We start from the raw sequence: 657 nt of genomic DNA on the forward strand, positions 1-657 counted from the left end.
GCCACGGGGGAGATGTCGTGGGCCGGCTTCCGTTTGCGGGCGTTTTCCTTGATGTCGGCCAGTTCGAAGAACTTGCGCCGGGCATGGCTCCAGCAGAGCGCGCTCTTGACCGGGCCGGGATCGCGGTCGCCGCGATAGAGGTCGTTGTAGCCGCCATAGGCATCGGCCTGGAGAACCCCTTTCCAGCCCGCAAGATGCCGGTTGGGGTGGGCCATCTCCCGGTCGCGCGAGAAGTAAAACAGCGCGGCCGGCGGTGCATCGCCCGCGAACGGGCGATCGTCGCGGACATAGGTCCAGAGCCGCGCCGTGCGCGTCCCGCCCTTTGCGAGCAATGGCACTGTCGTGTCGTCCCCGTGAAGCCGTTCGGCCCCGAGAACATGGGTCTGGATCAGGGCATGGATCGGCGCGAGCGCCGCGGCGCAGGCGCCGACCTGGTCGGCCAGGGTCGACAGGCTGAGGTCCACGCCTTCCCGAGCATAGCGCTCGGCTTGCCGGTTGAGCGGCTGGTGCTGGCCGAACTTCTCGAACAAGACCATGGCCAGCAGGTTCGGCCCCGCCCAACCACGCGGCGTGGGGTGGAAGGGGGCCGGCGGCTGGCTGATCTTCTCGCACTGCCGGCAGGTGAACTTCTCGCGGACGGTCTGGATCACCTTCCAC

Annotated in this window: 1 protein-coding gene; it reads right to left on the reverse strand. The window is 68.2% G+C overall.

The window, feature by feature from the left end; all coding sequences use genetic code 11:
* A partial coding sequence (tnpC, locus tag GQE99_RS20295; protein ID WP_161353785.1) for an IS66 family transposase occupies positions 1 to 657 on the reverse strand: 657 nt, incomplete at both ends.

The sequence above is a fragment of the Maritimibacter harenae genome (assembly GCF_009882975.1).
Taxonomy (GTDB): Bacteria; Pseudomonadota; Alphaproteobacteria; order Rhodobacterales; family Rhodobacteraceae; genus Maritimibacter; species Maritimibacter harenae.